This is a genomic window from Caballeronia sp. ATUFL_F2_KS9A, from assembly GCF_023630765.1.
Taxonomy (GTDB): Bacteria; Pseudomonadota; Gammaproteobacteria; order Burkholderiales; family Burkholderiaceae; genus Caballeronia; species Caballeronia zhejiangensis.
The window spans coordinates 42,284-67,656 of record NZ_JALQEK010000012.1 but is presented as its reverse complement, the minus strand read 5'-3'; the positions used below and the strand labels follow the sequence as shown (position 1 = coordinate 67,656).

The following is a 25,373-nucleotide window of genomic DNA, read 5'->3' as shown; positions in this document are numbered from 1 at the left end:
TTTTTTCTCGAGCCTGATTCCAACGAAAGATCAGTCCCCGCGCTGACGGCGCGCGTTCTCCGCGATACGCATGCGCAGTGCGTTCAGCTTGATGAAGCCGCCGGCATCGGCCTGGTTGTAGGCGCCGCCGTCGTCATCGAACGTCGCGATGGTCTTGTCGAACAGCGTTTCCTTCGAATCGCGCGCGACGACCGACACGCTGCCCTTGTAGAGCTTCACGCGCACCCAGCCGTTGACCTTCTCCTGCGTGTGGTCGATCAGCACCTGCAGCGCGCGGCGCTCCGGGCTCCACCAGTAGCCGTTGTAGATCAGCGATGCGTAACGCGGCATCAGATCGTCCTTCAGGTGCGCCACTTCGCGGTCGAGGGTGATCGACTCGATACCCCGATGCGCCTTCAGCATGATCGTGCCGCCCGGCGTTTCATAGCAGCCGCGCGACTTCATGCCGACGTAACGGTTCTCGACCAGATCCAGACGGCCGATGCCATGCTTGCCGCCGAGACGGTTCAGCTCGGTCAGCATCTCGGCGGGCGACAGGCGCCTGCCGTTCAGCGCGACCGGATCGCCCTTCTCGAATTCGATATCGACATATTCCGCCTGATCCGGCGCCTCTTCCGGCGACACGGTCCAGCGCCACATTTCGGCTTCGGCCTCGGCCTTCGGGTCTTCCAGATGGCGGCCTTCGAACGAGATGTGCAGCAGGTTCGCGTCCATCGAGTAGGGCGCGCCGCCTTGCTTGTGCTTCATTTCGATCGGAATGCCGGCCTTTTCCGCATACGCGAGCAGCTTTTCGCGCGAGAGCAGGTCCCATTCGCGCCACGGCGCGATCACCTTGATGCCGGGTTCGAGCGAGTAGTAACCGAGCTCGAAGCGCACCTGATCGTTGCCCTTGCCGGTCGCGCCGTGCGAGACGGCCTGCGCGCCGGTCGCGCGCGCGATCTCGATCTGACGCTTCGCGATCAGCGGACGCGCGATCGACGTGCCGAGCAGATACTCGCCTTCGTAGATGGTGTTCGCGCGGAACATCGGAAACACGAAATCGCGGACGAACTCTTCACGCAGGTCTTCGATGAAGATGTTTTCCTGCTTGATGCCGAGCTGGAGCGCCTTCTTGCGCGCGGGCTCCAGCTCCTCGCCCTGACCGATGTCGGCGGTGAAGGTCACGACTTCGGCGTCGTAGTTGTCCTGCAACCATTTCAGGATGACGGAGGTGTCGAGACCGCCCGAATAGGCGAGCACGACTTTCTTGATATCGCTCATGGTGAACTCGTGTGCGGAAAAGCCGGTGCGGCGGTTGTGCGCCGCTTCGCGTCCGCCGGGCGCGCGACGGGCATGAAGTGCGCGGAAAAACTACTATTCTGACATTAAAAAGCCGCGCCTCCGCAAATTTGGGATGCGCGGCGAATCGGCAGCGCAGATTCGCTCAGTGATTCAGCTTGCCGAGCAGGAGATACTCCATCAGCGCCTTCTGCACGTGCAGACGGTTCTCCGCCTCGTCCCATACGACGCTTTGCGGACCGTCGATGACTTCCGCGCTCACTTCCTCGCCGCGATGCGCGGGCAGGCAGTGCATGAAGAGCGCATCGGGATGGGCGCGCGCCATCATCTCGGCATCGACGCAGTAGTCGGCGAACGCCTTCATGCGCGCTTCGTTCTCGGCTTCGTAGCCCATGCTGGTCCAGACGTCCGTCGTGACGAGATCGGCGCCGGCGCAGGCTTCGTTCGGATCGTCGAATTCTTGAAAAAACGGCTTGCTTTCCTCCGCAACCAGCGCGGGATCGAGCTTGTAGCCGAGCGGCGTGGAGAGGCGCAGTTTGAAGCCGAGAATCTGCGCCGCTTCGATCCACGTGTACAGCATGTTGTTGGCGTCCCCGACCCACGCGACGGTCTTGCCGGAAATCGGACCGCGATGCTCGTAGAACGTGAAGATGTCCGCGAGCACCTGACACGGGTGATATTCGTTGGTCAGCCCGTTGATGACCGGTACGCGCGAGCTTTCCGCGAAGCGCCGGATGATGTCCTGGCCGAACGTGCGGATCATGATGATGTCCACCATGCGCGAGATGACCTGCGCCGAATCCTCGATCGGCTCACCGCGGCCGAGTTGCGTATCACGCGTGTTCATGAACACCGCATGGCCGCCGAGCTGGAAAATGCCCGCTTCGAACGAAAGGCGCGTGCGCGTCGAGCTCTTCTCGAAGATCATCGCGAGCGTGCGATCGTGCAGCGGATGATAAGTCTCGTAGTTCTTGAACTTGCGCTTCAGGATGCGCGCGCGTTCGAGCACGTACTCATAGTCGTCGAGGGAAAAATCCTTGAACTGAAGATAGTGGCGAATTTTCTTGGCGGTCATGAAACGCAAGCGGCGGCTTCGAACCGGCCGCCGCGCGTGAGCGTCGAGGCCGGACGGCGCCGCCGTCGGGAGTGGGTATCGCTTTTGAGCATAAAGGATTTTGCGATGTTTGACGAGGCTGGCCAAAAGGACGAGGATGCGCGCGCAGGCCCGTCTCACGGCCTCGGGCTGTCCCTGATGGACGCATCCCATGTCTGTGTGCGCTGCGGAAAACAGGCCGCTGCGGTATAATCACGCTCGCTCGTTTCAACAGTTCTGCAACATTCAGCACCGTTTCACGCGCTTCTGCGGCGAAGGGTTCGCAAGAATCCGGTCGGCGTGACTTTGCGCGTTCCGATTTCGCGGTGGATTGCCCAGTGCTGTCGAGTCCGCCATTTCCTGTCGCGGGCGCGGACGATTCCGCCAGAATCGACCCGCGCAAGACCGCCCGGCGCTTTTCGCTAGCCGGCTCCTGCGGTTCCTGCGTCAGGCATGTGCGTTCCGGTGCGCGTCACCGGCCGTCAAAAGGTATTGCTACATGGCTGAATCATCCCCTACCGAGTACTTCATTCAAGGCATCACCAAGAGCGGGAGGAAATTTCGGCCGAGCGACTGGTCCGAGCGTCTCGCCGGCGTGATGTCGGGCTTCGGCCCAAAGGCGAAAGGGCCCAACGCCCGCCTGCAATATTCCATCTACGTGCGTCCGACGATGATCGGCGACATCAAGGTCGTGATTGTCGATTCCCGCCTGCGCGACATCGAACCGATGGCGTTCGACTTCGTTCTGAACTTCGCAAAAGACAATGATCTGGTCGTGACCGAGGCGTGCGAATTGCCGCCGCATCACGGCACGCAGACGCAGCAGCCTCAGTCCTGACCTCCGCGCGACGAAAGCCACAGACGAAAAGCGACAGACGCAAAAAAGCCCGCCGAAGCGGGCTTTTTCGTTACTGCGCAGCGGAAACAGGAAGCTGCTTCGGCGAACGCCCCGAACGCGAAACTCGCGAAACCGGAAAGCGCCCGCCGGAAGCGAGCCGGAATTACTGGGCAGCGGGGGCTTGCAGGCCCTTGATGGCTGCAGCCAGGCGGCTCTTGTGACGAGCTGCCTTGTTCTTGTGGACGATCTTCTTGTCCGCGATGATGTCGAGCGTCTTGACCGACGTCTTGAACACTTCGGCGGCCTTGGCCTGATCGCCGGCTTCGATAGCCTTGCGAACTGCCTTGATGGCCGTGCGGAACTTCGAGCGCAGCGCCGAGTTGTGCGAGTTGGCTTTGGCGGCCTGACGGGCGCGCTTGCGAGCTTGTGCGGAATTTGCCATGACGGTTTCCCTTTTCCTGTTTCGCTGTTACTTGTCCGGAGCGCGCGGGGCCGGCGAAGGCCATGAAAGCCCTGACGCGGGCGATCGAGCGCGCTGCCTTTGATCTGAAATCCCGGGAACGATTGCCCGAGAACCTCTAAAACATCGCCGGCCGGGGCCGGAAAAGACGCGAAGCCGCAAAATCGGAGCGATTTTTGGAGCTTCGAAACCCGCGATTATAGCAAGGGAATATGAGACATGACAAGCGCGGCGTGGATCGCGCCGGCACGGGGCGGCTGCCTTGTCATCGGTCAAACGTGCGGCATTGGCCGCCAGCATTGCCCCGAGTCTCGTGGGCGCGCCGCTCGCGGCCCGTATAATAAGCGCCCCATGAATCTATTCCGAGCCCTGCTGACGGTCAGCGGCTTCACGCTGCTGTCGCGCGTGACCGGCCTGATCCGCGAAACGCTGATCGCCCGAGCCTTCGGCGCCAGTATCTATACCGACGCGTTCTACGTCGCGTTCCGAATCCCCAACCTGCTGCGGCGTCTCTCCGCGGAAGGCGCGTTCGCGCAGGCGTTCGTGCCGATCCTCGCCGAGTTCAAGAACAGCAAGGGCCACGATCCGACCAAGGCGCTCGTCGACGCGATGTCGACGGTCCTCACCTGGTTCCTCGTCGTGCTGTCGCTTTTCGGCATGCTGGGCGCGAGCTGGGTCGTGTACGCGGTCGCGTCGGGGTTGTCGCACGAGGGCGCGGCGTACGGCCTCGCCGTCTCGATGACGCGCATCATGTTCCCGTACATCGTCCTCATTTCGATGACGACGCTCGCCTCGGGCGTGCTCAACACGTACAAGCAGTTCTCGCTGCCCGCGTTCGCGCCCGTGCTGCTGAACGTGTCGTTCATTGCCGCGGCGGTGTTCGTCGCGCCGCATCTGAAGATTCCGGTTTATGCGCTCGCGTATGCGGTGATCGTCGGCGGCGTGCTGCAATTGCTCGTGCAACTGCCCGGCCTGAAGAAGATCGACATGACGCCGCGCATCGGGCTGAACTTCCGCGCCGCGCTCGCGCATCCCGGCGTCAAGCGCGTGCTGCTGAAAATGGTCCCGGCGATGTTCGCAGTGTCGGTCGGGCAACTGAGCCTCATCATCAACACGAATATCGCGTCGAACATCGGGGCGGGCGCGGTGTCGTGGATCAACTACGCCGACCGGCTGATGGAATTCCCGACCGCGCTGCTCGGCGCGGCGCTCGGCACGATCCTGCTGCCGAGCCTCTCGAAAGCGCACGTCGACGCCAATCACGACGAATACTCCGCGCTGCTCGACTGGGGCCTGCGCATCACGTTCCTGCTGGCCGCGCCGAGCGCGATCGCGCTGTTTTTCTTCGCCGAGCCGCTCACCGCGACGCTCTTTCACTACGGCAAGTTCGACAATCATTCGGTCGTGATGGTCGGCCGCGCGCTGTCGGCATACGGGATCGGGCTGATCGGCCTCATCCTCATCAAGATTCTCGCGCCGGGCTTCTACGCGAAGCAGGACATCAAGACGCCGGTGAAGATCGCGATCTTCGTGCTCGTCATGACTCAGGTGAGCAACTACATCTTCGTGCCGATTTTTTCTCACGCGGGCCTGACGCTCTCGATCGGCCTCGGCGCGCTCGCCAACGCGCTGCTGCTGTTCGCGGGGCTGCGCCGCCGCAAGATCTATGAGCCTTCGGCGGGCTGGCTGCGCTTTTTCGTGCAACTGATCGGCGCGTGCCTGATTCTTGCGGGGACGATGCATTGGGTGGCGATCAATTTCGACTGGATCGGCATGCGCGCGACGCCGGTCCTGCGCATCGCGCTTCTCGGTGCAAGTCTCGTCGTGTTTGCCGCGTTATATTTCGGTATTCTTGCCGCAATGGGCTTCAAGTACGCCTATTTCAAGAGACGCACGCTTTGATGACGACAACGCGTATCCTCGACTACTTCTCCTCGCTGATGGCGGACGACGACAGCCTTCCGCTCACGGAAGCCGCCTTGTCGCTCGCGCAGGACGCGTATCCCGATCTCGACATGCAGGCCGCGCTCGCGGAGATCGACGAACTCGTCGTGCGCGCCCGTCGCCGCATGCCCGATGACGCCGACGCGAAGCAGAAAGTCGATGCGCTGAATCGCTACTTTTTTCGCGAGCTGGGCTTCTCCAGCAATCTCAACGATTACTACGATCCGGATAACAGCCATCTGAATGTGGTGCTGCGTCGCCGGCGCGGCATTCCGATCTCGCTTGCCGTCATCTATCTGGAAATGGCCGAGCAACTCGGCCTGCCGGTGCGCGGCGTATCGTTTCCGGGGCATTTCCTTTTGCGCGTCGCGACGCCGGGCCACGATCTGATGCTCGATCCGACGACCGGCCAGACGCTCTCCGAAGCGCAGATGGTCGAGATGCTGGAGCCGTATGTGCAGCGTGTGGGCGAGTCGATCGGCAGCGCATTGCGCGTGCTGTTGCAACCCGCGACGCGGCGCGAAATCGTCGCGCGCATGCTGCGCAATCTGAAGGGTATCTATCTGCAAACGGAGCGGTGGCAGCGTCTGCTCGCCGTTCAGCAGCGGCTGGTGATCGCGTTGCCGAACAGCATCGAGGAAGTGCGCGATCGCGGTTTCGCGTATGCGCGGCTCGATTATCTGCGACCGGCGCTGGAAGATTTGCAGCGATACATCGAGACTCGTCCGGATGCCGAGGACGCGACCGTCGTCGAAACCGAGCTGCACGAGTTGCGGCAGCGCACGCAGCAAGGCGACTGAACCACGCCGCGCGCGCCGTGCAGAGCGTTACTTAGGCTGCATGCGGATCGCGCCGTCGAGGCGGATCACTTCGCCGTTGAGCATCGGGTTATCGAAAATCGACTTGACGAGCAGAGCGTACTCGTCGGGCTTGCCGAGGCGCGGCGGGAACGGCACCATCGCGCCGAGCGCGTCCTGCACGTCCTTCGGCATGCCGAGCAGCATCGGCGTTTCGAAGAGGCCCGGCGCGATCGTCATCACACGGATGCCGCTCTTGCTCAGATCGCGCGCGATCGGCAGCGTCATGCCCGCGACGCCGCTCTTCGATGCCGCATAGGCCGCCTGGCCGATCTGTCCGTCATAAGCCGCCACCGACGCCGTGTTCACGATCACGCCACGTTCGCCCGCCGCGTTCGCTTCGTTCTTCGACATCGCGTGCGCCGCGAGCCGGATCATGTTGAACGTGCCGATGAGATTCACCGACACCACCTTCGAGAAGAGATCGAGCGCGTGCGGACCGTCGCGGCCGACCGTCTTCGCCGCCGGCGCGATGCCCGCGCAGTTCACGAGGCCGCGCAATGTGCCGAGACTCAACGCGGCATCGACGGCGCGTTGGCCATCGCTTTCCTGGCTCACGTCGCATTTGACGAACGCGCCCGACAGCTCTTTCGCGAGCGCTTCGCCTGCCGCGTCGTTCATGTCGGCGAGCACGACCTTGCCGCCTTGCGCCGCGATGAGCCGCGCGGTCGCCGCGCCGAGGCCCGACGCACCGCCCGTGATCAGAAAGGTGTTGCCTTGCATCTCCATGTCTCTTCTCCTTTTGTGCGATTCGTGCGCGCGAGAGCAGGGTTGAGCCGCTCGCGCCGATGTCATTCCTTTTGGGAAACGCGTCGATTGTAGCGAAGCCGCATGCTGCAAATTCGCACGACGGTCATGCGATTTCACGGACACAAAAAACCCGCTCACAGGGAGCGGGTTTTCGTCGAACGCGAATCAGGCAGCGCGTTACTTGAGCGCGTCGAACACGCGCGTGCGGATTTCATCGACGGCGCCGAGGCCCGAAATCTTGCGATATTCCGGCGCCTTCAGGCCGTTCGGCGCTGCGCCGCTCTTCGCCCAATCGTTGTAATACGCGATCAGCGGCTTGGTCTGCGCGACGTACACGTCGAGACGCTTCTTCACGGTCTCTTCCTTGTCGTCGTCGCGCTGGATCAACGGCTCGCCGGTGACGTCGTCGGTCATGTCGACCTTCGGCGGATTGAACTTGACGTGATACGTGCGGCCCGATGCCGCATGCACGCGACGACCGCTCATGCGCGTGATGATTTCGTCGAAGGGCACATCGATTTCGAGCACGTAGTCGATCGCCACGCCGGCGTCTTTCATGGCTTCGGCTTGCGGCAGCGTGCGGGGGAAGCCGTCGAAGAGATAGCCGTTCTTGCAGTCGTCGGCCTGCAGGCGTTCCTTCACGAGATTGATGATGAGCGAATCCGGCACCAGCTCGCCCGCATCCATGAAGCGCTTCGCCTCGACGCCGAGCGGCGAGCCTGCCTTGACGGCCGCGCGCAGCATGTCGCCGGTCGAAATCTGCGGAATGCCGAATTTCTCCTTGATGAAGTTTGCCTGGGTGCCCTTGCCCGCACCGGGTGCGCCCAACAGGATCAAACGCATGGTGATCTCTCCGAATCGTCTATAAACCGCTTCAAGCCGCGAGGCTGATTTGACATCCGGTGGCCAGGCTCGTGCGGCGTCGACGACAGGGCGCGCAGCCGAAAAGGAGACGGCGGGCACCTGCGGACAGCGGCGCAACGTTGAGCGTGGCGCTGACCGGAAGGCTCGCGCAATCGCTTGATTATGCCACGCCGCTTTACGATTGCGACCGTAATAACGCGGATAGAAAACGCCAGAAACCCCGCCGAATGGGCCATCCGGCGGGGTTTACACGGGTTGTCGAACAGAGATAGAGATCAGTCCGCTTCCGGGAAGAGCGCCTGAACGCGCGCGAGATCGGCGGGCGTGTCGACGCCGGGCGGCGGTGCGTCTTGCGTCACGCGCACCGCGATGCGCTCGCCGTGCCACAGCGCGCGCAGTTGTTCGAGCGCTTCGGCTTCTTCGATCGGCGCTTGCGCGAGGTTCGGGAAGTCGCGCAGGAATTTCGCGCGATAGGCGTAGAGGCCGATATGCCGCAGCACGTTCTTCGGCACGGACGGCAGTGCCCCAAGCGCGGCGACATCCGGCCAGTGCGGTTGCCAGAGATCGCGCGTCCACGGAATCGGCGCGCGCGAGAAGTAGAGCGCGCGGCTCTGCGCATCGAGCACGGCCTTCACGACGTTCGGATTGAACACGTCGGCGGGATCGTGAATCGGATGCGCGGCCGTCGCGATCGCGCATTCGGGATGCGCCGCGAGGTGATCGGCGACATCGCGCACGAGCTGCGGATCGATGAGCGGCTCGTCGCCCTGAACGTTGACGACGATGGCTTCGTCGGCCCAGTTCAGACGCGTCGCGACCTCGGCGAGCCGATCCGTGCCTGTGGGATGATCCGAGCGCGTCAACATGACTTCGACGCCGTGATCGCGCGCGGCCTCGACCACGCGGTCGGAGTCGGTCGCGACGAGCACTTGCGAAGCGCCCGATTCGCGCGCGCGCTCGGCGACGCGCACGACCATCGGCTTGCCGCCGATATCGGCGAGCGGCTTGTTCGGCAGGCGCGTGGAAGCGAGGCGCGCGGGAATGACCGCGATGAACGGAACGGACATTTCCGCGTGCTCAGGCGTCGCCGACGGGTTTGAGCGGCTCGACGGGCGTGCCCTCGACGGTCTGACGCGCTTCGTCGACGAGCATCACGGGAATGCCGTCGCGGATCGGATAGGCGAGTTTGTCCGCGCTGCAGACGAGTTCCTGCGCGGCGCGGTCGTAACTGAGCGGGCCTTTGCAAATCGGGCAAACGAGGATTTCAAGCAGACGTGCGTCCACGGAGTTTCTCCACAACAAGAGCGATGAGGCGCGGCCGCAGCACGGCTTGCACCGGGACGACCCAGATGCGTGCATCGCGCCAGGCGCCCAATTTTACTGCATCCTTTTCGGTGATCAGGATGGCATCGGCGTCGACGCCGGCGAACGGATTTTCGCGATACGCGTAGTGATCGGGAAACGCGCGCGTCGCCGGCGCGATGCCCGCCGCGCGCAGCGTCGCGAAGAAGCGTTCCGGCGAGCCGATGCCCGCCGCCGCGACCACTTTCTCGCCGGCGAACTGATTGAGCGGGCGGCGCTGATGCGGATCGTCGAGCAGCCACGCGTCGCCGGATTCGAGTTCGAGCGCGAAGGTGTTCGGCCACGGCGGCAGCGTGCGCTCGTAGGGACTGTTGATGAGCGTCGCGTCGCGGCGGCGCGACATCGGCTCGCGCAACGGACCCGCGGGCAGCAGAAAGCCGTTGCCGCCGAGACGGTCGTCGAACACGACGAGCTCGAACGCGCGCGCGAGGCGATAGTGCTGCAGGCCGTCGTCGGAAACGAGGACATCGACGTTCGGATGCGCTTCGAGCAGCGCCTTCGCCGCCGCGACGCGGTCCGGGCAGACGAACACCGGCGCGTGCGTGCGCCGCGCGATCAACAGCGGTTCGTCGCCGACCTGCTCGGCGGCGGAGCTTGCCGTGACGCTCGTCGGCTTGGCGATCTTCGCGCCGTAACCGCGCGAGATCACGCCGGGCTGGAATCCGGCGGCGCGCAACGCCTCGACGAGCGCGATGACGGTCGGCGTCTTGCCCGTTCCGCCGACGGTCACGTTGCCCACGACGACCACCGGCGCGCCCACTTCGACGCGCTTCATCCAGCCGAGGTCGTAGAAGGCGCGCCGCGTGGCAGCGATCGCGCCGAAGATGCACGCGAAAGGCGTCAGCGCCCACGCGACGGGGCCGCGCCGGCGCCATTCGCGGGCGAGGAAGTTTTCGAGCGGCGGTTTGAAATCAGACATGGACCGCCTTCGCGATGAACGCTGGCGGGCGGCAAGTCGGGTACGGCATGGCGTGCAACGGCAGCTCCTTGGATGACGGTCGGCGTTGGACGATGCCCGGCTTCTCGCGGCCCGGGACGAGCAGGTTTCGGCCGCGCCAGCCGGTGCTGGAACCCGGCACTCTAGCGCGCGCGGGGCGTGGGCGCCAGTCAGGAGCGCGGGAGAAAGGGCGACGCCATCCGCTCCGCACGCCTGTGGATAACTCTGTGAAGAACTTCCAGCCGACACACCGCGATCGCGCGTCAGGAAAGAGTTGCTCCGGGGCTGACAGTATCCATAAAAATTTAACCTCGAAAAATCAACGGCTTGAAACGAACTCACCAGCCTCTGGCGATGCCGCTCCGCACGCGGCGGTAAGTCTTTCTGTGTGGACACTTGTTACACTTGCGTACCTCGTTCAGCGGCGTTTGTCCATCGCGCACAGCGCCGCGCCTGAAGATTTTTCTCGTCCAGCCATGACTCCCGATTCACTGCAGTCGCAAAGCGGCGATGCCGTCATCCCCGTTTCCGCGCTCAATCGCGCGATCAGTTCGATGCTCGAACGGTCATTTCCGCTCGTGTGGGTATCGGGCGAGGTGTCGAATTTCACGCGCGCGGCGAGCGGCCATTGGTACTTCTCGATCAAGGACGCGAACGCGCAAATGCGCTGCGTGATGTTCCGCGGCCGCGCGCAATACGCCGAATTCACGCCGCGCGAGGGCGACAAGATCGAAGTGCGCGCGCTCGTCACGATGTACGAGCCGCGCGGCGAACTGCAGCTCAACGTGGAAGCGGTGCGGCGCACGGGGCAGGGTCGGCTCTACGAAGCGTTTCTGCGGCTGAAGGCGCAGCTCGAAAGCGAAGGGCTCTTCGCGGCCGAGCGAAAGCGCGCGTTGCCTTCGCATCCGCGCGGCATCGGGATCGTCACGTCGTTGCAGGCGGCCGCATTGCGCGATGTCCTCACGACGCTCGCGCGCCGCGCGCCGCATGTGCCGATCGTCGTGTATCCGGCGCCGGTGCAGGGCGCGGGCGTCGGCGCGAAGCTGGCGGCGATGGTCGAAGCCGCGAACGCGCGCCGCGAGGTCGATGTGCTGATCGTGTGCCGCGGCGGCGGCTCGATCGAGGATCTCTGGGCGTTCAACGAGGAAGTGCTCGCACGCGCGATCGCGGCGAGCGCGGTGCCGGTGGTGAGCGGCGTCGGGCATGAGACGGATTTCACCATCGCCGATTTCGCCGCCGACGTGCGCGCGCCGACGCCGACCGCCGCCGCCGAGCTCGTCAGTCCGCAGCGCGTGCTGCTGTTGCGCGAGCTCGATCATCGACATGCGGCGCTCGCGCGCGGCTTCGGCCGGATGATGGAGCGCCGCGCGCAGCAACTCGACTGGCTCGCGCGCCGGCTCGTGAGCCCCGCGGAACGGCTGGCGCGGCAGCGCGCGCATCTGCGGCAACTGGCAAGCCGGCTCGCCGCGGCGGGCGTGCGCCCCGTGCGCGATGCGCGCGCGCACTTCGCGCTGGTGCACTACCGCTGGCAGCGCAGACGTCCGAATGTCGCCGCCGAGCGCGAGCATCTGCTGCGGCTCGCGCAGCGTATCGGCAGCGCGCATGAGCGGCGCGCCGACCGTGAGAAAGCGTGCGTTTCGGAACTGGCGGCGCGCTTGCAGGTGCTGAGCCCGCAGCGCACACTCGAACGCGGTTATGCCGCATTGATCGACGCGCAGACGGGCCGCGCCGTGCGTGCACCGAACGCATTGAAACCCAAGCGGCCGCTCACGGTGCATCTCGCGGAAGGATCGGCGGATGTGCTGCTCGCCGATGTCCAGGCGCGTCTGTCGGACGAATTCTGAGCCCGGCGCGGCGCGCGGAATCGGCGTACATTTGACGTGCCTGACGAGGCTCCTCAGAGCACTTTTTACGCCGCGTGAGGCGATTGGAAAGCAATCTTGCTCATAAAGAGCACACGGTTTGCTGGGTTATCCCAACTCGCCTACAATCCAGTGCTCCACTGCTGGACGCCACACAATCCCACAATCCACATAGAAAGGAAGCTCGCATCATGGAACATACGCTCCCGCCGCTGCCGTTCGACAAGAACGCGCTCGCTCCGCACATGTCGGAAGAAACGCTCGAGTATCACTATGGCAAGCACCACCAGACCTATGTGACGAACCTGAACAAGCTGATTCCCGGCACCGAGTTCGAAAACCTGCCGCTGGAAGAAATCGTCAAGAAGTCGTCGGGCGGCGTGTTCAACAACTCGGCGCAAGTATGGAATCACACGTTCTTCTGGAACAGCCTGTCGCCGAACGGCGGCGGCGCTCCGACCGGCGCGCTGGCTGATGCGATCAACGCAAAGTACGGTTCCTACGACAAGTTCAAGGAAGAATTCGCCAAGGTCGCGACCGGCACGTTCGGCTCGGGCTGGACGTGGCTCGTGAAGAAGACCGACGGCACCGTCGATATCGTGTCGACGAGCAACGCCGCCACGCCGCTCACGACGGACGCGAAGGCGCTCCTGACCATCGACGTGTGGGAGCATGCGTATTACATCGACTATCGCAATGCGCGTCCGAAGTTCATCGAGGCTTACTGGAATATCGTGAACTGGGATTTCGCGTCGAAGAATTTCGGTGCGTAAGTAAGCGCGCGTGAAACTCGATTGCCGCATTCCGAAATGAATTCCGAATGCCGCAATCAAAGTGAAAGCCCTCGGGAGAGGGCTTTTTTCGTTGAAGCGTCCGGCGTGGGCTATTTTTGGGGAACGTCGAAGTCTCACTTGGTCTAACGGGATTCTGGTCGCCCAATCGGCTTCCGATTTCCATGTTGGCTTTGCCAACACAGACGCGAGCTGAATAATGACGACACGCTATCATCAACTGGATTCGCTGCGCGGCATTGCCGCTTTGACAGTCGTATTCAGTCACTATTCACAGATCACGCTCACGCATTGGCTGCAGCACGTTCCATGGCGCGCAATCGCCGAAGGGCATTCCGCCGTGATCCTGTTCTTTGCGCTGAGCGGTTTCGCCTTGGCCATGCAGATTACCGGCGATAGTAAACCCGGCTTCGCCGAGTTCATCGTGAAGCGCGTGTGCCGCATTTACATCCCCTATCTGATCGCGGTTCTGGCCGCTTATACCGCGTATTGCTTGCTCTACCGCTCGAATCTCTCCTGGACCGGCGAATGGGTCAATCAGGCATGGCACGCGGGCATCGATCGGCATGATTTGCTGGATCACCTCTACTTTGTGATTCCGTTCAGCAACAGCACGCTCGATCCGGTGCTCTGGTCGCTCGTCTACGAGATGCGTATCTCGCTGATCTTCCCGCTTCTCGTCGTCGTGGTATTTGCCACGCCCGTCTGGTTTTCCGTAGCACTAAGCATGTGTTTCTCTCTCGCTGCATTCGGCTATTACCATCATTTGCAGCGGACCCTCCTGGACGCGAGCATTCAGGGCGAATGGATGCCGACCATCCATTACATGTCGATGTTCGTCCTCGGCGCCCTGATTGCGCGATATCGCGAAGCCATTTCGTCGAAACTCGGCGCCTATTCCGCACGAACGCTTTTCGGCGCATTGCTGATTTGTCTCGCCCTTTACGTCCTCGTCGGTTCGATCACTCGCCATTCGATATCCAACGACGTGCTGCGCAGTTTCGCCGACGACTGGATCATTCTTCCAGCCGTGACCGGCATTCTCGTTCTGGCGATTGCGCTCAGGCCGTTCGCCGCGTTTCTGACCGCGCGGCCATTGATTTTCCTCGGCGAGGTTTCATTCAGCCTGTATCTGCTGCATTGCGTCGTGTTGCTGGGCGTGCTGCATTATTTTGGCGAAACCTATCAAGGCATGTCGCTGATCATTGCCGCCGTGCTGATTCTTCCCGTCAGCATCGCGGGATATTACGCGGTCGAAAAGCCGTCGATTCGACTGGGACGATATCTGACGCGCGGAAAGCAGCGGAGCAGAGTGACGCAGCGTGCGTGACGATAAGCCGTCGCTGCGCGCATCGGAGCGCGGGCCTAAAATATCGGCTCGCCGCAACGATCGAAATCGCATCGCCATCATGAAACGCTTCGCAGGCTTGTGCCTCGCGGCCTGGTCGGCCGCCGCATTGCTCTATTTCGGCCGCCATTCTGCCGCGCTCATCGTGCTCTCCGGCGTGCTGGTGCTTGCCGGCTTCGATCTGGTCCGTCCGGAATCCGAAAACAGCGCGTAGCCTACCGCTGCTTCGCGCCTTCCCAGTTGATATCGACGCACAGCACCTGTAAGCCATAAGGCGTCTGCGCGGCGATCGACGCCGTCACGCAAAGGTGCGCCTCGTTGATCGACAGATACGGCGCCGTCAGATGCATGCGCCCCGGCGCGCGCAGCGCCTCGATGAAGTACGGCCGGCGCTCCCAGCTTGCGCCCTCCGAATGCAGCAGCGGACTGAAGCGCTTCGCGCGCTGCGATGTACGCACGATCGGCACGACGTTGTCGCCGATCTGCCGCCCGGCCTGATCGAGCAGGAAGCAGCGCGCGGTGTCGGCGAGTTGTAGCAGTTCGCTCGTCGCGGCCGTGAGCGTCTCGCCTTCCATCAGCTTGACCGACGCGCGCTCCAGCCCGCTTACATACGGCTCGAGGCGCGCGACTTGCGCCCGTTCGCGGCCCGCGACGCGTTCGCGCGATGCCGCCGACAACGCATCCATCACGCCAGCGGCGACTTCGCTGTGCACCGCCTCGACGCTCGGCTGCGCGAAGTACGCGCCCTGCACGAAATCGACATTGCACTCCAGCGCGATGAGCGCGTCGCGTTCGGTCGCGAGGCCGCCCATCAAGACGAGCTGGCCGGACTCATGGAGCAGCGAGACGAGGCGCGGCAGCACGCGCTCGATATGCGAATGCTCGGTCGCCTGCTGAAGGATGCAGCGGTCGAGCGTCACGATATCCGGCCGCAGATGCCACACGCGATCGATGTTCGAATGCTTCACGCCGAAGCCGTCGAGCGCGATCAGAAAGCCCGACTTGCGCAGCGAATCGATGATTTCAGCGAAACGCGTCGTCTCGCCGCCCGCCTGCTCGGGCACTTCGAGCACGACGCGCTGCGGCGACAGACCGATGTCCTTCAGCGACGCGAGCAGCGCATCGCCGTAGCTCGTGTCCATCAGCGCGGCGGGGTGCAGGCTCAGGAAGAGCCATTCGTCGTGGCTGTCGAAGGCATTGAAGTTGCCCAGATGCAGCGATTCCGCGAGCCGGCCGAGTTCGAGCAGATCGCCGCGCCGCGCGGCCTGCGTGAATACCTCGTGCGACGGCACGTGACGATGTGAATCGTCGCGCGCGCGCAAGGACGCGTGATAGCCGATCGCGCGCCGGTGCGACACCGAAAACACGGGCTGGAACACGCTGAAAACGGTGTACTCGCCGTACAACACGGTGCGACGCGATCCATCGTCACCGGCGACGGGGCGCGGCGGCTGGAAGCGGGGAGGGTCGAGATCAACCATGCTCATGGTGTCGGGGCGCAGGGCAAGTAACTTTATCGAGATAGTTTACCGGATCGGCACCCGACCGTTCGAGCAAAAAGCGTGCAAATTCAATATCCAAGCGGCGCTCGCCGGGTATCGCGCGCTTCGTTGCGCCTATTCGTGTGCGGATTGAAGCTCGCATGCCGCAGACGCGGGAGCGCGCGCCGTCCAAACGTGCGTGCGGGCACCGGCGCGGTGCGTCGTCCGGGTTCTCAGTTCGATTCGGACGGGTCGGGCTTTCTCGCGGCCGCGCGCACTTCGGGCGCGAGCTGTCCGAAGATCCACGCCGTCGCGGCCGTGATGATGCCGACGCACAGGAACGTCGCGTGGAAGGCGGGCAGCGAGTTCGTCTCCGTGACCTGCGGCAGCAGTCCTGTAAACGTCGACAGGATCGCGCCCGCGACGGTCACGCCGAGGCTCATCGACAGCATTTGCACGAGCGAGAACAGGCTGTTGCCGCTGCTCGCGCCGCCGGTGCCGAGGTCCTTCAGCGTGAGCGTGTTCATCGCGGTGAACTGCATCGAATTGAAGGCGCCGAAGATCGCGAGCTGCACGAGCCGCAGCCAGAGCGGCTGATGCGCGCTCACGAGCGCGAAGCTCGCCATCATCAGCCCGACGAGCACCGTGTTCACGACCAGCACGCGCCGATAACCGTGCTTTTCGATGAGCCGCGTGACGACGCGCTTGGACGCCATGCCCGCGGCCGCGACGGGCAGCATCATCATGCCGGCCTGAAACGGCGTGTAGCCGAGGCTCACTTGCAGCAGGAGCGGGATCAGATAAGGCATGGCGCCGCTGCCGATACGCGCGAAGAGATTGCCCAGCAAGCCGACGCTGAAGGTGTGGATCTTGAAGAGATCGAGGGAAAAGATCGGCTGGGCGGCGCGCGTCGCGTGCAGACCGTAAGCGACGAAGCAGCCGAACGAGAGCACGAGCAGCACGATCACGATCGCGTGCGCGAGGCCGAGATCGGCGAGTCCGTCGAGCGAAATCGTGAGCGCGACCATGCCGATCGCGAGCAGCAGGTAGCCCGCCAGATCGAAGCGCGCGGTCGCCGGATTGCGGCTGTCGGGCATGTACAGGTTCGTCGCGATGCAGCCGATCACGCCGACCGGCACGTTGATCAGAAAAATCCAGTGCCACGACGCGATCTGCACGAGCCAGCCGCCGAGCGTCGGGCCGATGAGCGGGCCGATCAGCCCCGGAATCGCGACGAACGCGAGCGCGGAAAGATAGCGCTCCGCCGGGAACACGCGCAGCACGGCGAGGCGTCCGACCGGCAGGAGCATCGCGCCGCCGACGCCCTGCACGACGCGATACGCGACGAGCGCCGTCAGCGATTGCGCGTTCGCGCAGAGCAGCGAGCCGATCGTGAACACGAGGATCGCGCTGAAGAACACGCGCTTCGTGCCGAGCTTGTCGGCGAGCCAGCCGGAGACGGGGATCATCATCGCCATCGTCAGCGAGTAGGCGATCACCACGCCCTGCATACGCAGCGGCGCCTCGCCCAGACTTCGTGCCATCGCGGGGAGCGCAGTGTTGACGATCGTCGAGTCGAGCGTCTGCATGAAGAAGCCCGTGGCGACGAGCCACAGCATGATGGAGAGCGATCGGTCGGACGTCTGGGCTGTGGGCGTGTCGGTCATTGGGCGGGTTACTTTCGCAGCTCGGCGACGAAGTCGTAGTAGTCGTTGCGGCAGTAGGTATCGGTGAGCTCGATGGCGCGCTGATCGGCCGTGTAGCCGACGCGCGTGATGAGCAGCAGCGCGTCGTGTGGCGCGATGCCCATCTGCTCGGCAATCTCCGGGCTCGCGTTCACGGCGCGGAAATGCTGAAGCGCGCGCACGATGGAAAGCCCGCGTGCATCGAGATAGCTGTAGAGCGAATCGCCGATGGTCTGCGGATCGGGAATGCACGACGCCGGAAAGGTGGAATTCTCGACGGCCATGACGATGTCATCGGCGAGACGCAGGCGTTTCAGGCGCGTGACGGTCGCGGCGGGCGAGAGGCCGAGCTGGATGACTTCCTCGCGATTGGCCGGCTCGATGCTGCGCGAGAGCCATTTGGAACTCGGTTTGAAGCCGCGGCGCCGGAGCATTTCGGAGAAGCTCGACAGACGCGAGAGCGGGTCTTCGTAGCGCGGCGTGATGAAGCTGCCCGCGCCTTGTTCGCGGCGGATGAGCCCTTGTTCGACGAGCAGCGCGATCGCTTTTCGCGAGGTGATCCGCGAGACGCCGAGTGCTTCCGACAGCACGCGCTCGGAGGGCAGCGCTTCGCCTGCGTTCCAGCGATTGTCGTGGATAGCGTTGGCGAGCTTGCGGGCGAGTTGAAGGTAGAGCGGAGTGTCGCTGTCCGGGTCCGGGCGCAAATCGCGCCAGCGGTCTTCCGAGGTCGGGTTCATAAAGCGGACGCTAATGGGCCAAGCGGGGATTTTAAGACAAACGCTGAAGACGAAGGGGCGTTCTGTTTCTTATCTTGGTGAGACTCGCAAGGCCGGAAGGCGCGCCTGCTTCAATTTAGTCGTGTGAACTGTGGTTTACACGCTGTGAACCATGGACTACGATCAACGATGTTGAACATCCGCACGACCGAGGTTTTCGACGACTGGTTCGCCTCGCTGAAGGACCGGATTGCGAAGCGCCGCATTCAGGTCCGAATCGACCGGCTCGCGTTGGGAAATCCCGGCGATACGAATTCTGCCGGGCATCCCATTATCGAGTTGCGTATCGATCACGGGCCGGGGTATCGCGTGTATTACGTGCAGCGCGGCGATGTCCTCGTGATTCTTCTGTGTGGCGGCGATAAGTCGACGCAGGAACGAGACATCAAATCGGCTCACGCGATGCTTCGACATCTGAACATGGAGTGAATGATGACGTCAGCCAGAATCAAGACGCGGCCGTGGGATTCGGCCGAACATCTGCAAACGGAAGACGATATCGCTGAATACTTCGATGCGTGTCTGCAGGAAGGCGGCGACGATCCGGCGTTTATCGCGCATGCGTTGGGCGTGATCGCACGCGCGCGGGGTATGGCGCAAGTGGCGCGCGATAGCGGCATCAGCCGGGAAGGACTCTATAAAGCGTTATCGGAGGATGGCAACCCGAGCTTCGGCACGATCCTGAAAGTGGTCAAGGCGCTGGGGCTGCAATTACACGGATCGAAAGCCGGCACGTAAAGGGCGACGCCGTAGCCGGCGCAGCGGGCCGGAGCCAACTCGTGCTGATCCGGTGGCTCGGCGCGATGAGACAGACCGTGCGCGATTCCAGCACGGTTGGTCCTTTGAGGGCGACACTTAGGCGAGTGCCGCCTGGGACGAGAGTACTACTCAACGTGCGTGTGACCGCGGGCCTGAGAGCTGCTTTCTTTGCACAGGACCAGAGTAAGCGCTAAAGCGCTAACTCCGGTCGACGGCAAAGAAATCAGGTGCCGCCCCGCACAGGGGCAGTGCCGATCGACCGACACGAAAACGGGATCCGGCAAAACGCGCCCGACGCGACGCTACGAAAGCACCGAGCTCAAGCCGTAGCCGCCCCACCCACGCCACGTCCACCGCGCATATAAAGCGCCACCGACAACGCCACCGCCGCCGCCGCCGCCAGCGCGGCAAACAGAAACACCGACCCGTACCCCAACTCACCCGCGACATACCCAGCGAGCGGCCCGGTCAACCCGAGCGACAGATCGAGAAACACCGAATACGCCGACAAAGCCGCGCCCCGGCTGGCCGGCGGCACGAGCCCGACCGCCTCGACGCCGAGCGCCGGAAACACGAGCGCGAATCCGAAGCCGGTCAGCGCCGCGCCCGCGAGCGCGAAAGTCGGCTCGGCGGCGAGCCACAGCATCAGCAGACCCGCGCATTCGAACGCAAACGACACGATCGCCACGCGAAACCCGCCATACGCCTTGATCGTGTTGGCGAACAGAAGCCGCGCGCCGATGAACATCGTGCCGAACACCGTGAGCGAAAGCGCCGCATTCGGCCAGTTGTGCGCGGCATAGTAAAGCGTGATGAACGTCGCGATGGAGCCGAATCCCGCCGATCCGAGCGCGAGTCCCAGTCCATGCGGCAACACGCGGAAGAACACGCTCCGATACGACATGCGCTCGCCGTGCACGATCGGCACGCTCGCCATGCGCGTCGCGAGCCAGTAGCCGAAGCCGCCGAGCGCGATCACGATCAGCCCGAGCGACGCGAATCCCAGCGAATGATCGATCGCGACGCCGAGCGGCGCGCCGATCGCGAGCGCGCCGTAAGTGGCGATGCCGTTCCACGAAATCACCTTCGCGTTGTTGTTCACGCCGACGCGCCCGATGCCCCATGTGATCGATCCCGTCCCGACCCAGCTCTCGCCGAAGCCGAGCACGAGCCGCGCGATCCCCAGCAGCACGAGACTCACCGCGTGCCACTGCGCGGCGAGCGCCGAGGCGAGCAGCAGCACGCCGCTTGCCGCGCACGCCGCGAGACCGTAGAGCACGGTTTTCTTGGGGCCGAGCGTATCGGCGGTGCGGCCCGCCAGCGGCCGCGACAGCAGCGTCGCGAAGTACTGGACGCTGATCGCCGCGCCCGCCATCACCGAGCCGTAGCCGAGATCGGTGTGCACGAAGCCCGGCAGCACCGCGAGCGGAATGCCGATCGTCAGGTAGCAAAGGAACGTGTACAGCACGACGGGCAGAATCCGCAGCGTGACGGCGAAGTCGCTTTGCGGCTTGATGCGGGACTCGGTGGACATAGGGAAATTGCGGGGTTGAATTCGGCGCGAGGGCGTGATTGTCCCATATGTTGCGGCGCAACGTCGCAGTCGTTTTGTAACCAGCTAGGACAAATCGCCTGTCCGAGTCATCGGGCGCCGCCGACGCAGGCCTTGCTGGATAAGGCCTGCAGCAAATATCGGACGAAGAATATGTCGTTCATGCAATGCCGCCTATGGGTTATCGATTTTGGCGGTGATAGCTTTTGAACCATCGAAGCGACAGGACTAATCTGAAAAGGTCCGAAATCGCGAATGCCACCGGCTGCGCATCCCGCGCAACCAGCGAAAAGCATCGAAGAGCCCCGAGACATCCATGACTGAGCCGATCCGCTTCTATCACCGCAACGCGATCCAGGAAGTGAGCGGCGCGTCGACGACGCGCACCGTCCTGCAATATCTGCGCGAAGACGCGCGCTGCACCGGCACCAAGGAAGGCTGCGCGGAAGGCGACTGCGGCGCGTGCACGGTCGTCATCGGCGAGCCGGACGGCGCGGGCGGCGTCGCGTTCAAGGCCGTCAACGCGTGCGTGCAGTTTCTGCCGACGCTCGACGGCTGCGCGCTCTTCACCGTCGAAGACCTGCGCCAGCCGGACGGCGCGCTGCATCCGGTGCAGCAGGCGCTCGTCGATTGTCACGGCTCGCAATGCGGCTTCTGCACGCCCGGCTTCGCGATGTCGATGTTCGCGCTCTACGAAAAGCACGGTCATGCGACGACCGGCTGCCCGGGAACGTGCGAGAAGACGAAGCCCTCGCGCCAGGAGATCAGCGATGCGCTGACGGGCAATCTGTGCCGCTGCACGGGTTATCGGCCGATCATCGACGCTGCCGAGCAGATGTTCGACCGCGCGCCGCTCGCGCCCGTCAACGTGCCGGCGCTCGCGCGCACGCTCGAAAGCCTGAAGCGCGACGACACGTTCCACTACGAGCACGCCGGCCGCCAGTTCGACGCGCCGCGCACGACCGAAGCGCTCGCCGCGATCAAGGACAAAAACCCGAACGTGCGGATTCTCGCGGGCAGCACGGACGTCGGTTTGTGGGTGACGAAGCAGTTGCGCGATCTGGGCGATATCGTCTATGTCGGGCAGATCGACTCGTTCAAGCGCGTCGAGACGACGGACGAATGGATCGAGATCGGCGCGGGCGTGTCGGTCGAGCGCGCGTACGACGAACTCGTGAAGCTCTATCCCGAACTCGAAGAGACGCGTCTGCGTTTCGCGTCGCTGCCCATCCGCAACGCCGGCACGCTCGGCGGCAACGTCGCGAACGGCTCGCCGATCGGCGATTCGATGCCCGGCCTCATCGCGCTGAATGCGCGCGTCGTCCTGCAAAGCGTCGATGGTCTGCGCGAGATGCCGCTCGAGGATCTGTACATCGCGTATCAGAAGAAGGACATGCGCGAGAACGAGTTCGTCGCCGCGATCCGCGTGCCGACGCGCACGGGCAAGCGCGCGAACCTTAAGTTCCGCGCGTACAAGCTGTCGAAGCGTTTCGACTCCGATATTTCCGCCGTCTACGCCGCGTTCAGTTTCATCGCCGATGGCGACACGATCCGCGAGCCGCGCCTCGCCTACGGCGGCATGGCCGCGACGCCGAAGCGCGCGGAACACGCCGAAGCCATTCTCAACGATGCGCTTTGGCACGAAGCCACCGCGCAGGCCGCGATGATCGCGCTTTCCAAGGATTACCAGCCGCTCACCGACATGCGCGCGAGCAGCGACTATCGCCTCGACACCGCAAAGAGCCTGCTGTATCGCTTCTGGCTGGAGACGCGCCCGCACGATCCGCTGGACAAATCGAAGCTGGATGTGCGCGCAATCGAACTCGTCGAAGCGAAGTAAGCGAAGGAGCAAAAAAACATGAATCAGCAAGCAGAAGCATTCATCGCCGACGCTCAGTCGCTCGCGAACGAAATCGACGCTTTCAAGCAGGTCCACGTATCGCGTCCGCATGAGTCGGCGCATCTGCACGTGAGCGGGCGCGCGAGCTATACCGACGACATTCCGCTCGTCGCGGGCACGCTGCACGCCGCGCTCGGCACGAGCCCGAAGGCGCACGCGAAGATCGTGTCGATGAACTTCGACGCCGTGCGCGCGACGCCGGGCGTGGTCGCCGTCTTCACCGCCGAGGACATTCCCGGCGTGAACGATTGCGGCCCGATCATCCACGACGATCCGGTGCTGGCTCAGGGCATCGTGCAGTTCGTCGGCCAGCCGATGTTCATCGTCGTCGCGACGTCGCACGATACCGCGCGCTTGGCGGCGCGTCGCGCGACCATCGAATTCGAAGACCTCGTGCCGATTCTCACGCCCGAAGACGCGCGCAAAGCGGAATCGTACGTGCTCAATCCGCTGAAGCTCGCGCGCGGCGACGCCGAAAGCCGCATGTCGAAAGCCGCGCATCACGAGCGCGGCGCGATGAAGCTCGGCGGCCAGGAACAGTTCTATCTCGAAGGCCAGATCGCCTATGCCGTGCCGAAGGAGGACGACGGCATGCACGTCTACTGCTCGACGCAGCATCCGACGGAAATGCAGCATCTCGTCGCGCACGTGCTGAACGTGCATTCGCATAACGTGCTGGTCGAATGCCGTCGCATGGGCGGCGGATTCGGCGGCAAGGAATCGCAGTCGGGCATTTTCGCGTGCTGCGCGGCGCTCGCCGCATGGAAGTTGCTGTGCCCGGTCAAGCTGCGTCCGGACCGCGACGACGACATGATGATCACTGGCAAGCGTCACGACTTCGTGTACGACTTCGAAGTCGGCTACGACGACGACGGCAAGATCGAAGGCGTGTCCGTCGACATGACGTCGCGCTGCGGTTTCTCCGCGGATTTGTCGGGCCCGGTGATGACGCGCGCCGTCTGCCATTTCGACAACGCGTACTGGCTCTCGGACGTGAAGATCGCAGGCTATTGCGGCAAGACCAACACGCAGTCGAACACCGCGTTTCGCGGCTTCGGCGGGCCGCAGGGCGCGTTCGCGATCGAATACATTCTGGATAACGTCGCGCGTGCGGTCGGAAAGGATTCGCTCGACGTGCGCCGCGCGAATCTCTACGGCAAGACGGAAAACAACAAGACGCCTTACGGCCAGACGGTCGAGGACAACGTCATCCACGAACTGATCGCCGAACTCGAAGAGACGAGCGAGTATCGCAAGCGCCGCGCGGCCATCGACGAATTCAACGCGAACAACGCAATCCTGAAGAAGGGCCTCGCGCTGACGCCGGTGAAGTTCGGCATCGCGTTCAACGTGACGCACTTCAACCAGGCGGGTGCGCTGGTTCACATCTACACCGACGGCTCGATGCTCGTGAATCACGGCGGCACCGAAATGGGCCAGGGCCTGAACACGAAGGTCGCGCAAGTGGTTGCGCACGAACTCGGCGTGAACTTCGAGCGCGTGCGCGTGACGGCGACGGATACGAGCAAGGTCGCGAATACATCGGCGACGGCGGCATCGACCGGCACCGATCTCAACGGCAAGGCCGCGCAGGACGCCGCGCGCCAGTTGCGCGAGCGGCTCGCGAAGTTCGCGGCGGAGAAGTTCGGCGGCGGCACCGTCACGCCGGCGCAAGTGCGCTTCGCGAACGACCGCGTGATCGTCGGCGACGATGCCATTCCGTTCGGCGAAGTCGTCCAGAAGGCATATCTCGCGCGCGTGCAGTTGTGGTCCGACGGCTTCTACGCGACGCCCAAGCTCCACTGGGATGCAGCGACGATGCAAGGCCGTCCGTTCTACTACTACTCGTATGGCGCGGCAGTGTCGGAAGTCGTGATCGACACGCTCACCGGCGAAATGCGCGTGCTGCGCGCGGATGCGTTGCATGACGTGGGCGCGTCGCTGAATCCGGCGCTCGACAAGGGCCAGGTGGAAGGCGCGTTCGTGCAGGGCATGGGCTGGCTGACGACGGAAGAGCTGTGGTGGGACGACAACGGCAAGCTGATGACGCACGCGCCGTCGACCTACAAGATTCCGACGACCAACGACATGCCCGCCGATTTCCGCGTCGATCTCTTCAAGAATCGCAACGTGGAGGACAGCATCCATCGTTCGAAGGCCGTCGGCGAACCGCCGTTGCTGCTGCCGTTCTCGGTGTTCTTCGCGATCCGCGATGCCGTTTCCGCTGTCGGCGATCACAAGATCAATCCGCCGCTCAACGCGCCCGCGACGGCCGAAGAAATCCTGAAGGCGGTGAATGCGGTGAGGAGCGCGCGCTCATGATGCACGTCGTCCTGTTCGGCGCGGGCCACGTCGGCCACGCGCTCGTGAAGGTGCTCGGCACGTTGCCGTGCGTCGTGCAATGGGTCGATGCGCGCGACGAACTTTTCCCCGACGAAGTGCCGGCGAACGTGCAGATCGAAGCGACCGATCTGCCCGACGCGATCGTCGACGAAGCGCCGCCGGGCGCGTACTTCATCGTGATGACGCACGATCATTCGCTCGACTTTTCGCTGACGCAACGCATCATGCGGCGCGACGACTTCGCTTACTTCGGGCTGATCGGCTCGAAGACGAAGCGCGTCAAGTTCGAGCGGCGATTGATGGAGCGTGGCGTGGCGGCGGACCGGCTGCCGGAGATCACGTGTCCGATCGGCGTGGAAGGGATCGTCGACAAGGCGCCGTGGTCGATCGGGCTCGCCGTTGCCGCGCAACTGCTGCGCGTGCGGGAGATGACGGCGAGGCTCGGAACGCCGGCGGTGAACGCAGCGCATCTTTCCGCCTGAGCCACAATGAC

Annotated in this window: 24 protein-coding genes; 12 read left to right on the top strand and 12 right to left on the bottom strand. The window is 63.7% G+C overall.

The window, feature by feature from the left end:
• Nucleotides 1-30 precede the first annotated feature (30 nt).
• The gene (locus NCS67_RS10320; RefSeq protein WP_250435118.1) at nt 31-1,260 is read right to left on the bottom strand and encodes an argininosuccinate synthase; all 1,230 of its coding nucleotides are present in this window, start codon (nt 1,258-1,260) and stop codon (nt 31-33) included.
• Between the two features lie 163 nt (nt 1,261-1,423).
• Nucleotides 1,424-2,353 (bottom strand): ornithine carbamoyltransferase, encoded by a 930-nt coding sequence (argF, locus tag NCS67_RS10315; protein ID WP_008342737.1) that lies wholly within the window; start codon nt 2,351-2,353, stop codon nt 1,424-1,426.
• A gap of 517 nt (nt 2,354-2,870) precedes the next feature.
• Here argF and NCS67_RS10310 point away from each other — a divergent pair.
• A complete protein-coding gene (locus NCS67_RS10310) occupies nt 2,871-3,209 on the top strand; it encodes a DUF3579 domain-containing protein (RefSeq protein ID WP_008342735.1) in 339 nt (112 codons plus the stop codon).
• Between the two features lie 163 nt (nt 3,210-3,372).
• On the opposite strand, the gene rpsT is transcribed toward NCS67_RS10310, so the two are convergent.
• Nucleotides 3,373-3,651: a 30S ribosomal protein S20 gene (rpsT, locus tag NCS67_RS10305; RefSeq protein ID WP_008342733.1), complete on the bottom strand. Its 279-nt coding sequence runs from the start codon at nt 3,649-3,651 to the stop codon at nt 3,373-3,375.
• Between the two features lie 369 nt (nt 3,652-4,020).
• On the opposite strand from rpsT, the gene murJ reads away from it, so the two are divergent.
• Together murJ and NCS67_RS10295 are read left to right on the top strand one after the other, a co-directional pair.
• Nucleotides 4,021-5,571, top strand: a complete 1,551-nt coding sequence (gene murJ / locus NCS67_RS10300) for a murein biosynthesis integral membrane protein MurJ (protein ID WP_008342730.1) — start codon at nt 4,021-4,023, stop codon at nt 5,569-5,571.
• Nucleotides 5,571-6,413, top strand: a complete 843-nt coding sequence (locus tag NCS67_RS10295) for a SirB1 family protein (protein WP_250435116.1) — start codon at nt 5,571-5,573, stop codon at nt 6,411-6,413. The genes murJ and NCS67_RS10295 overlap by 1 nt, the downstream gene beginning before the upstream one ends.
• A gap of 27 nt (nt 6,414-6,440) precedes the next feature.
• Here NCS67_RS10295 and NCS67_RS10290 read toward each other — a convergent pair whose 3' ends face one another.
• The 5 genes from NCS67_RS10290 to lpxK form a co-directional block, all read right to left on the bottom strand.
• A complete protein-coding gene (locus tag NCS67_RS10290; RefSeq protein ID WP_239295099.1) occupies nt 6,441-7,199 on the bottom strand; it encodes a 3-hydroxyacyl-CoA dehydrogenase in 759 nt (252 codons plus the stop codon).
• A gap of 198 nt (nt 7,200-7,397) precedes the next feature.
• Nucleotides 7,398-8,063, bottom strand: a complete 666-nt coding sequence (gene adk / locus NCS67_RS10285; RefSeq protein WP_008342724.1) for an adenylate kinase — start codon at nt 8,061-8,063, stop codon at nt 7,398-7,400.
• Nucleotides 8,064-8,359: 296 nt separating this feature from the next.
• Nucleotides 8,360-9,151, bottom strand: coding sequence for a 3-deoxy-manno-octulosonate cytidylyltransferase (gene kdsB / locus NCS67_RS10280; protein ID WP_250435114.1), 792 nt, complete (start codon nt 9,149-9,151; stop codon nt 8,360-8,362).
• A 10-nt stretch (nt 9,152-9,161) separates the two neighbouring features.
• On the bottom strand, nt 9,162-9,368 hold the full coding sequence (locus NCS67_RS10275; RefSeq protein WP_008342720.1) for a Trm112 family protein: 207 nt from the start codon (nt 9,366-9,368) through the stop codon (nt 9,162-9,164).
• On the bottom strand, nt 9,349-10,365 hold the full coding sequence (gene lpxK, locus NCS67_RS10270) for a tetraacyldisaccharide 4'-kinase (RefSeq protein WP_250435112.1): 1,017 nt from the start codon (nt 10,363-10,365) through the stop codon (nt 9,349-9,351). Before lpxK ends, NCS67_RS10275 begins: the two co-directional genes overlap by 20 nt.
• A 494-nt stretch (nt 10,366-10,859) precedes the next feature.
• Here lpxK and xseA point away from each other — a divergent pair, with 494 nt between their 5' ends.
• The 4 genes from xseA to NCS67_RS10250 all read left to right on the top strand — a co-directional run bounded on the left by xseA (nt 10,860) and on the right by NCS67_RS10250 (nt 14,598).
• Nucleotides 10,860-12,227 carry an exodeoxyribonuclease VII large subunit gene (gene xseA / locus NCS67_RS10265; RefSeq protein WP_250435110.1) on the top strand — a complete coding sequence of 456 codons (1,368 nt, stop codon included), beginning with the start codon at nt 10,860-10,862 and terminating at the stop codon, nt 12,225-12,227.
• Between the two features lie 209 nt (nt 12,228-12,436).
• Complete coding sequence (gene sodB, locus NCS67_RS10260) at nt 12,437-13,018, top strand: superoxide dismutase [Fe] (RefSeq protein WP_008342714.1); 582 nt, start codon at nt 12,437-12,439, stop codon at nt 13,016-13,018.
• Between the two features lie 217 nt (nt 13,019-13,235).
• Nucleotides 13,236-14,366, top strand: a complete 1,131-nt coding sequence (locus NCS67_RS10255; RefSeq protein ID WP_250435108.1) for an acyltransferase family protein — start codon at nt 13,236-13,238, stop codon at nt 14,364-14,366.
• Between the two features lie 79 nt (nt 14,367-14,445).
• On the top strand, nt 14,446-14,598 hold the full coding sequence (locus tag NCS67_RS10250; protein WP_250435106.1) for a hypothetical protein: 153 nt from the start codon (nt 14,446-14,448) through the stop codon (nt 14,596-14,598).
• 1 nt (nt 14,599) lies between these two features.
• On the opposite strand, the gene NCS67_RS10245 is transcribed toward NCS67_RS10250, so the two are convergent.
• The 3 genes from NCS67_RS10245 to NCS67_RS10235 all read right to left on the bottom strand — a co-directional run bounded on the left by NCS67_RS10245 (nt 14,600) and on the right by NCS67_RS10235 (nt 18,287).
• Entirely contained in the window at nt 14,600-15,871 is a 1,272-nt protein-coding gene (locus tag NCS67_RS10245) for an EAL domain-containing protein (protein ID WP_008342708.1), read from the bottom strand.
• Between the two features lie 227 nt (nt 15,872-16,098).
• On the bottom strand, nt 16,099-17,532 hold the full coding sequence (mdtD, locus tag NCS67_RS10240) for a multidrug transporter subunit MdtD (RefSeq protein ID WP_241814291.1): 1,434 nt from the start codon (nt 17,530-17,532) through the stop codon (nt 16,099-16,101).
• 8 nt (nt 17,533-17,540) lie between these two features.
• Nucleotides 17,541-18,287: a GntR family transcriptional regulator gene (locus tag NCS67_RS10235; protein WP_008342704.1), complete on the bottom strand. Its 747-nt coding sequence runs from the start codon at nt 18,285-18,287 to the stop codon at nt 17,541-17,543.
• A 168-nt stretch (nt 18,288-18,455) separates the two neighbouring features.
• Here NCS67_RS10235 and NCS67_RS10230 point away from each other — a divergent pair, with 168 nt between their 5' ends.
• Complete coding sequence (locus tag NCS67_RS10230; protein WP_239295092.1) at nt 18,456-18,755, top strand: type II toxin-antitoxin system RelE/ParE family toxin; 300 nt, start codon at nt 18,456-18,458, stop codon at nt 18,753-18,755.
• 3 nt (nt 18,756-18,758) lie between these two features.
• On the top strand, nt 18,759-19,064 hold the full coding sequence (locus NCS67_RS10225; protein ID WP_239295091.1) for an addiction module antidote protein: 306 nt from the start codon (nt 18,759-18,761) through the stop codon (nt 19,062-19,064).
• 340 nt (nt 19,065-19,404) lie between these two features.
• On the opposite strand, the gene NCS67_RS10220 is transcribed toward NCS67_RS10225, so the two are convergent.
• The gene (locus tag NCS67_RS10220; RefSeq protein ID WP_250435104.1) at nt 19,405-20,619 is read right to left on the bottom strand and encodes an MFS transporter; all 1,215 of its coding nucleotides are present in this window, start codon (nt 20,617-20,619) and stop codon (nt 19,405-19,407) included.
• Between the two features lie 334 nt (nt 20,620-20,953).
• Between NCS67_RS10220 and xdhA the strand changes: the two genes are divergently transcribed.
• From xdhA to xdhC, 3 genes are read left to right on the top strand one after another with little or no spacing between them, the layout of a single operon-like run.
• Nucleotides 20,954-22,477, top strand: coding sequence for a xanthine dehydrogenase small subunit (gene xdhA / locus NCS67_RS10215; RefSeq protein ID WP_250435102.1), 1,524 nt, complete (start codon nt 20,954-20,956; stop codon nt 22,475-22,477).
• A gap of 18 nt (nt 22,478-22,495) precedes the next feature.
• The gene (gene xdhB / locus NCS67_RS10210; RefSeq protein ID WP_034471603.1) at nt 22,496-24,859 is read left to right on the top strand and encodes a xanthine dehydrogenase molybdopterin binding subunit; all 2,364 of its coding nucleotides are present in this window, start codon (nt 22,496-22,498) and stop codon (nt 24,857-24,859) included.
• Nucleotides 24,856-25,362: a xanthine dehydrogenase accessory protein XdhC gene (gene xdhC, locus NCS67_RS10205; protein WP_239295087.1), complete on the top strand. Its 507-nt coding sequence runs from the start codon at nt 24,856-24,858 to the stop codon at nt 25,360-25,362. The genes xdhB and xdhC overlap by 4 nt, the downstream gene beginning before the upstream one ends.
• Nucleotides 25,363-25,373: the final 11 nt, after the last annotated feature.